The sequence below is a fragment of the Streptomyces sp. NPDC001634 genome (assembly GCF_040298185.1).
Lineage (GTDB): Bacteria > Actinomycetota > Actinomycetes > Streptomycetales > Streptomycetaceae > Streptomyces.
On record NZ_JBEOZU010000065.1, the window covers coordinates 4,674 to 11,586 of the forward strand.

Here is a 6,913-nt window from a genome sequence, read left to right on the forward strand (position 1 = left end):
TCCGGCGCCCCCCCATAAGTGGTGTGCGCATCCCCCCCCCCCCGGGCGGGGGGGGGGGCCGCTCGCGGCGGCGGGGGCGCCCCCCCCCCCACGCTCGCGCTCTGTTCACCGGTCGTAGCGAAGCATTTAGCGATTGATAACTAATTTATCTGCCATGGTGAGGATGAGCGCAGAGGAACGACGCGAGCGCGTCATCCGCGCGGCGATCGCCGAATTTGCGCAGAAGGGCTACTACGGCACCTCCACCGAGTCGATCGCCCAGCGCGTGGGCGTCTCGCAGCCGTATCTGTTCCGGCTCTTCCCGGGCAAGAAGGCGATCTTCGTCGCCGCCTCACTCCGTTCCGTCGAGGACACGCGCGTGATCCTCGAGGAGGCGGCCGAGGGGCTGCACGACGAAGAGGCGCTGCGCGCCATGGCGAACGCGTACTCGCGCCTGATCACGGAGTACCCCGAGAAGCTCCAGATGCAGATGCAGACGTACATCACCGTGGCGGCCGTCGAGGCGGAGGGCGATCACGAGTTCGGCGAGGCGGTCCGGGCCGGCTGGATGAAACTCTGGGAGACCGTGCACCTGCCGCTGGGCGCAGACATGAACGAGACCACGGTCTTCCTCGCCTACGGGATGCTCATCAACACGCTGGCAGCCATGGGCTTTCCGCCCGAACACCGGGTGTGGCAGGGGATGTATCCGTCGACTCGGCTCACGCGATGACGAGGGAAGTAGCCGCAACTGCATCAACGGCCGCCCTCACCACGGCCACAGCCTCCAGGACATCGCGGATCTCTCATCAGCTGGAAGTGGTTGGTGTGGACGTGGAAGGAGTGTTCCTCGTCGCTGTCACTGCGGATGGTCCACTCCTCGACGGTGTTGAGCTTTGATCTGATGTCGACCCGGTTCGGGTCCTGCAAAGGGGCAGCTCGTGATCCGGATCCGCTTCACCAACTACACCGGCAAGACGGTCCTGCACTGCCACATCCTCAACCACGAAGACGCGGGGATGATGGCCATCCGGGAAATCGCCAAGTGACCAAGTGACGAGGCGTTCACTGCGGAGAACGCCATGGCCGTGACGAACGCCGCCGCAATCGTCCAGAACCCGGCGCCGTACCGGCTGGCGGAGCGGGGATGCTCCGGCGCCGGGGCGTCCGGGACGTGTACGCCATACCCGCGCGGGCGCTGCGTCGACCTCATCGGCATGAGAGCACTCCGATCCATGTCGGTTGATACGCGGCTTTCGCCGCCGTTTACCGGTGCCAACGCGCGCGTGGCCCAGCGGTTTCCCCTTGGGGATGGATAACTGGAGATGACGGTTATCTCTGGAGGAGGTGACCGGGTACCTCTGAAGGAGGTGACCGGGCGGGGCCGTTCCCGGCCCGGGCGGCCGTAGCAAGAAAATGTCCTCTGCCGGAAAGTGATGGCTCGAGGAGGTGGTCATGGATCTGCGGCAGATGGAGGTCGTCGTCGCGGTCGCCGAAGAGGGGGGCTTCAGTGCGGCAGCCCGGCGTCTGCACGTCGTGCAGTCCGCGGTCTCCAGTACGGTCCACGCCCTGGAGCGCGAGTTGGGCACACCGCTCTTCCTCCGCACCACCCACCGGGTGTCGCTGACTCCTGCGGGGCAGGCCTTCCTGTCTGCCGCCCGCGCCGCCCTGCAGGCCGCAGAACATGCCCGTACGTCTGTCGACCCCTTCAAAGACGAACTGACCGGAGAGATCACCATCGGCGTGATGCAGGGCTTGTACGCAGGGCTTGCCCAGGCACTGGCCGACTTCCACCGCGAACACCCGAAAGTGACGGTCCGGCTGCGCCAGGCACCCGTCGACGACATTCCGCAGACCCTGCGCGACGGCACCGTGGACCTGGCCGTCGTGGCCCTCGACACACCCCAGCTGCGGGGGCTGACCACCCGGCTGCTGGCACAGGAGGACATGGTCCTGGTGACCGCGCCGACGACCGGTTCCCTGCCGCCCCAGCGGCCCCTGACCCTGGGCGAGGCAGCCCGCCTGCCGCTGGTGGACTTCCCGGCGGGCTGGGCGATCCGGCACCAGGTCGACAAGGCCTTCCGCTCGGCCTCACTCGAACGCACCATCGCCTTCGAGGTGAATGACGTGCTGGCGGCGACCGACCTGGTCCGGCACGGCCTGGGCGTGTGCATCATGCCCCCGTCACTCGCCTCCCGATTCCCCGATCTGCCGGTCCGCCCGTTCGCCGCGCACGCACCGTCGTGGACGGTCAGAGTCGTACACCCCCACGGAGAAATGCCCTCCGCCGTCGCCGCGCTCCTGCGGCACATCACCTAGCCAGGGGCCGCCTTGACGTCACCGTTGCGCGGGCCGCGCTCGCTGACGGCTGATCTCGTGCGCCCACACGGCTGCACACATGAGAAAACCTTAAAAGCTAATATTTCTGACATATCTCTATTGTCTGGATTGACTCAAGAACATACCTTTGGGGGCAGGCATACCGAACGGAAACCTCAGTGATCCGATGGGAGGCGAGTCGGATGGAAGCGGCACAAGAGTCCATGGTGCGAGCCGCGTCACGGTTGCGTGAGGTGCAGCTACGGCTGACGGCACAGCGCATGGCCGTGCTCACAGCCGTCGAGGAGCTGCCCGGGCACCCCGATGTCGAGGCTGTCCGCGCCCAAGCGCAGAAGGTACTCGGCGGGTTGTCCCTGCAGGCCACATACAACGTTCTGCGCGTGCTCACGGATGCCGGCCTCGTTCGCTGCACACAGCTCTCCGGCCATCCGGCCCGCTACGAGACGGAACGGGCCGACAACCACCACCACTTCGCGTGCCGGAACTGCGGCGACATCCTCGACACCGACTGCGTGATCGGTGCGGCTCCGTGTATGCAGTCCTGCCTGCCCGCGTCCTACCACGTGGACGAGGTGACGGTGACCTTCTGGGGAACGTGCCCGCGCTGCGCCGACGCCGCCGAACACCCCGACGGGCGGGACCAGTGATCCGCGCACGGCACCGCGGACCGCTGTGGCGAGTCCGGTGCCTGCCACGAGCACATCGCATGCGTCGCGACCGTGGTCGTGAGCGCCGGTGCACCCGCAATCGGAGGACAGCCATCATGCGAACCCGTGCAGAGCTGGAGAGCACCGCGATGGTCACCGGCTCGGACGTGTTCCAGGCCGCCGGCATGCTCGCCGAGACCGCCGTGCCCGCGCTGGCCGACATCGTCACCGTCGAGCTGTCGGACTTGACGCTGCGCGGCGAAGCGTCCACGCCGGGCCCGCTCTGCGACGGCACGGCGCTTCGGCGTGCCGCCTTCCAGTCCGTACGGGGGGTCAGGGCCGCATATGCGGTCGGCGACGTGACCCTGGCCCCGCCCGCGACTCCCTACCGGCAGAGCCTGACAGATCTGCGCCCACACCTCGTTCGCGACCTGAAGCGGGACGGCCGATGGCTCGCCCATGACGTGGCGCGCGCACGAGCCGTCCGGGAGACCAAGGCCCACTCCCTCATTGTGGTTCCCCTGGTCGTCCACGGCGTCGTTCTCGGCCTCGTCGGCTTGTATCGGCGGGCCGATTCGGCTCCGTTCGATGTGGGGGATCTACGGGCCGCCGTCAGCTTCGCGGATCGCGCAGCGCGGTCTCTGGACATCGTCCGTGGCCGCATCCAGGAACGCGCCCACGCCCGGCTTCTGCAGCGAGCCCTGCTCCCCAAGGTGCTTCCGTCCCTCGGCGCGCTGGAGGCCGCCCAGGGCCACGTGCCGGTGGAGGGCTCCGGCGGGGAATGGTTCGACGTCATCCCGCTGCCGGGAGCGCGGGCGGCCCTGGTGGTGGGGGTGGCTGAAGGGCAGGGCGCTGACAGCGCGGTCGGCATGAGTCAGTTCAGAGCCATGGTCATCGCTCTCGCCGTACAGGATCTCGGGCCCGACGAGATACTCGCGCGCCTTGACGACGTGCTGACCCGCCTGACCCAGGAACAGACGGCTGCAGGCCCGCGCTCCTCCGGCATGCGCTACTCCGGCTCCAGTTGCCTGTGCGTGGTGTATGACCCCGTCGCCGGGCATTGCACAGCTTCCGGTGCAGGCCCGTCGCAGCTTGCGGTCGTCTTCCCGGACGGCACCGTCACCGCACCCGTCCTGGCCTCGCATCCGCCGCTGGGCGCCACCGGCCATCCTTTCGAGGCCGCCACCGAGGTCGACGTACCGTCAGGCAGCGTCCTGGTCTTGAGGAGCGGCGGTACTGACGAACCGCACTCCGGTGCGGACGCGGAGCTGGAACGGCTGGGCGAGGTAGTGAACCGCGACGGACCGGATGTGCGGAAGATCGCCGAAAGTGCACATCGTGTTGTGTCCCCGGGCCATGAGCCGGCCCTGCTGGTCGCCCGCGCACGCGAGTTGGGCCCCGAGAGCGTAGCCAGCCTGGCCTTGCCCCCCGAGGCCCCCGCAGTCGCGGCCGCTCGCGCTTGGACCAGCCGCCAATTGACGGCATGGACGCTCGACGAACTCGCTTTCACCACCGCCTTGGTCGTCAGCGAACTCCTCACCAACGCCATCCTCTACTCCAGCGGGCCGGTGGAACTCCGCCTCATCAACGACGACCACACACTCATCTGCGAAGTCTCCGACTCCAACCCTGCGGCTCCCCGTCTGCGGAAGGCGAAACCGACCGACGAAGGCGGCCGGGGCCTGTCCATCGTCAGCGAGCTCACGCAGCACCACGGCATGCGGTACACCGCTCACGGCAAGACCGTCTGGGCCGAACAGGTTCACCCGGCATGAGCCCGCATTCCGGCAGTCGCCACGTCCTTCGCAGACCCCCTGATCGCCACGGGCATCGCAGTCCCCACGTGAACGGACGTGGGGCAGCAGACGGTCGTCCCCAAGGAGCTGAAGACATGGATGAGCAGGTCAGCCACGCCACCGCAGCGGGCACCATCAGCCTTGGGCGGCTCAGATGGGTGACCACTTGGAGGCGGCTGCCTCGCTGGGTGCGGGGGGACGGCCACCGGTTCGAGCCGATGCTCGTCAGCCCTGTGCTGGTGATCGCACTGGCCACAACGGCGGACCTCCTCACGCCCCACCTGCAGTTCAACCGACTGCTCGGGGCGGCACCGGCACTGGCCGCCGCCATGTGGCCGGTGGCCGGCACGCTGGCCACCGGGCTGCTGGCTCTGCTGGCCGCCGTGGCGCTGTCCGGCGCCCAGCATGCGCTGGGACAGACACCCAGCGTGTTCACCCTGCTGGCCATCGCGGCCATCACGCTGGCCGCCGCCTACGCCAGCCGGGTACGGCAGAACCGGGAGCGGGTCCTCGCCGAGGTCCGCACGGTGGCGGATACCGCGCAAGGGATCCTGCGCCCGCCGCTCCCGCAGGACCTCGGGTGCATCGACGTAGAAGTCCTGTACCAGGCGGTCGCCGCGCATGCCCGGATCGGCGGCGACTTCTACGAAGTGCGCCGTACCCCGTACGGAGTGCGGATGATCATCGGCGACGTGCGTGGCAAGGGACTTCCGGCCGTCGAGGCCGCCTCCGTGATGCTGACCTCGTTCCGGGTGCACGTCCGGGACGCGCCCGATCTGCCGTACCTCGCGGCTCGGTTGGAGACGAGCATGAAGGAATACTGCGAGGAGGTCCCTGGCGATGACGTGCTGGAGCGTTTCATCACCGTTCTGCTGGTCGAGATCCCCGCCGGCAAGCCCATCGCGCGCCTGGTCAACTGCGGACACCCCGCACCGCTGCTGCTGCACGACGGCCAGGTGCGGGAGGTTGAGGCCAGCGCGCCGTCACCGCCCATCAACATGGCAGCCCTGCTCGGCGACCCCTATCAGGTCGACACCATTCCCTTCACCGCAGGGGACCGCCTGCTGCTGTATACCGACGGAATCAGCGAGAGCCGCGACTTCACGGGCACTTTCTATCCGCTCACCCAGCGCGTACGCCGATGGGCCTCGGCCAGCTCCCGCCAACTCCTCGACCACCTCCACCACGACGTGCTTGCCTACGTCTCCGGCACCCGCGACGACGACCTCGCGGCGTTGATAGCCCATCGAGTCGGCCCGGGCGACGAACACCGCCGCCACCGTCCCTGACGGGCTACCCCCGGGGCCGCCACTCCGCACGAAACGAAATCGTTCGGATCGTTCCATACGATCACAGGGCCACGACGAACGCAGTCAAAGCAGTGAGCACGACGGTCAACGCGGTGAGGCGTACTGCTTGGCGTCGTGCATGTGCATCACTCAGGCGTGACCCGGTCGCGACGTGGCCTCGCCCCGCGGCCCATACACCCAGGCTCATCACCAGCAGGGGTGCCCCCTCGATCGGGGAGATCTTCAGCACGGCGGCGCTGACGGCCGTCAAGGAGATCGCCGTGCGGCGCCAGGCCAGCCAGGTGCGCTCCCGGGCAAGTCCGGGGTCGAGATCTTCGAGGTCCTCCGCGGCAGTCGGGTGTGGCGGTCTCTCCGGTCCGGTCATTGACGGGCTCCCTTCGCGAAGATCACGAGGGTTGCTGCCAACAGGCATTCGACGGAGATCACCAGGGACAGGACCAACGGCAGGTGTGTGTGGTGCAGGGGTCCGCCCGTCCGCAGCGCGCGCTGGTCCCGGGTCCATTCGACGTAGCTGATCACGGCGACGGCTGCGCCCAGCACGATCAGCGGCACACCGATGGCACGGCGCCCCCAGGGGATCCCGGGGAAGGGCGGCAGGAGCTGAGTGACGGCCAGCCCCGCCGCCACCAAGGCCAGCGCGGTGCGGCTCCATGCAAGGAACGTGCGTTCGTTGGCGAAGGTGAAACGTGGATCGGGCTCGGCGCCCTCGTCGGTGTCCGCCCGCGACTTCCCTGAGCGGCGCGCGGGGGGGGCGGCCGGGCCCGGGGGCGCGGCGCCCGGGCGCCCCCGGGGGCGAGAACCCACCCCCCCGCCCCCGGCGCCGGGGGGGGGGGGCGAGTGG

9 protein-coding genes are annotated in these 6,913 nt (G+C 68.7%); 6 read left to right on the forward strand and 3 right to left on the reverse strand.

Features of this window, described 5'->3' with window-relative positions:
- Nucleotides 1-154: 154 nt before the first annotated feature.
- Nucleotides 155-712, forward strand: a complete 558-nt coding sequence (locus ABT186_RS33290) for a TetR/AcrR family transcriptional regulator (protein ID WP_351928243.1) — start codon at nt 155-157, stop codon at nt 710-712.
- Nucleotides 713-735: 23 nt separating this feature from the next.
- On the opposite strand, the gene ABT186_RS33295 is transcribed toward ABT186_RS33290, so the two are convergent.
- Complete coding sequence (locus ABT186_RS33295) at nt 736-909, reverse strand: multicopper oxidase domain-containing protein (RefSeq protein ID WP_351236484.1); 174 nt, start codon at nt 907-909, stop codon at nt 736-738.
- An 11-nt stretch (nt 910-920) separates the two neighbouring features.
- Here ABT186_RS33295 and ABT186_RS33300 point away from each other — a divergent pair, with 11 nt between their 5' ends.
- The 5 genes from ABT186_RS33300 to ABT186_RS33320 all read left to right on the forward strand — a co-directional run bounded on the left by ABT186_RS33300 (nt 921) and on the right by ABT186_RS33320 (nt 6,051).
- Nucleotides 921-1,028: a multicopper oxidase domain-containing protein gene (locus tag ABT186_RS33300; protein ID WP_351928245.1), complete on the forward strand. Its 108-nt coding sequence runs from the start codon at nt 921-923 to the stop codon at nt 1,026-1,028.
- Nucleotides 1,029-1,434: 406 nt separating this feature from the next.
- A complete protein-coding gene (locus tag ABT186_RS33305) occupies nt 1,435-2,298 on the forward strand; it encodes a LysR family transcriptional regulator (protein ID WP_351236488.1) in 864 nt (287 codons plus the stop codon).
- Nucleotides 2,299-2,501: 203 nt separating this feature from the next.
- Nucleotides 2,502-2,966: a Fur family transcriptional regulator gene (locus ABT186_RS33310; RefSeq protein WP_351236490.1), complete on the forward strand. Its 465-nt coding sequence runs from the start codon at nt 2,502-2,504 to the stop codon at nt 2,964-2,966.
- A 116-nt stretch (nt 2,967-3,082) separates the two neighbouring features.
- On the forward strand, nt 3,083-4,741 hold the full coding sequence (locus ABT186_RS33315) for a SpoIIE family protein phosphatase (protein WP_351928247.1): 1,659 nt from the start codon (nt 3,083-3,085) through the stop codon (nt 4,739-4,741).
- 116 nt (nt 4,742-4,857) lie between these two features.
- Nucleotides 4,858-6,051 (forward strand): PP2C family protein-serine/threonine phosphatase, encoded by a 1,194-nt coding sequence (locus tag ABT186_RS33320; protein WP_351928249.1) that lies wholly within the window; start codon nt 4,858-4,860, stop codon nt 6,049-6,051.
- Between the two features lie 61 nt (nt 6,052-6,112).
- Here ABT186_RS33320 and ABT186_RS33325 read toward each other — a convergent pair whose 3' ends face one another.
- Both ABT186_RS33325 and ABT186_RS33330 read right to left on the reverse strand, forming a co-directional pair.
- Nucleotides 6,113-6,436: a DUF202 domain-containing protein gene (locus ABT186_RS33325; protein WP_351236496.1), complete on the reverse strand. Its 324-nt coding sequence runs from the start codon at nt 6,434-6,436 to the stop codon at nt 6,113-6,115.
- Nucleotides 6,433-6,876 carry a YidH family protein gene (locus ABT186_RS33330; protein ID WP_351928251.1) on the reverse strand — a complete coding sequence of 148 codons (444 nt, stop codon included), beginning with the start codon at nt 6,874-6,876 and terminating at the stop codon, nt 6,433-6,435. The genes ABT186_RS33325 and ABT186_RS33330 overlap by 4 nt, the downstream gene beginning before the upstream one ends.
- Between the last annotated feature and the right edge of the window lie 37 nt (nt 6,877-6,913).

Coding starts and splice junctions, on each gene's coding strand:
- ABT186_RS33290 (WP_351928243.1), top strand. CDS start 155: ATGGTGAGGATGAGCGCAGAGGAACGACGCGAGCGCGTCATCCGCGCG.
- ABT186_RS33305 (WP_351236488.1), top strand. CDS start 1,435: ATGGATCTGCGGCAGATGGAGGTCGTCGTCGCGGTCGCCGAAGAGGGG.
- ABT186_RS33310 (WP_351236490.1), top strand. CDS start 2,502: ATGGAAGCGGCACAAGAGTCCATGGTGCGAGCCGCGTCACGGTTGCGT.
- ABT186_RS33315 (WP_351928247.1), top strand. CDS start 3,083: ATGCGAACCCGTGCAGAGCTGGAGAGCACCGCGATGGTCACCGGCTCG.
- ABT186_RS33320 (WP_351928249.1), top strand. CDS start 4,858: ATGGATGAGCAGGTCAGCCACGCCACCGCAGCGGGCACCATCAGCCTT.
- ABT186_RS33325 (WP_351236496.1), bottom strand. CDS start 6,436: ATGACCGGACCGGAGAGACCGCCACACCCGACTGCCGCGGAGGACCTC.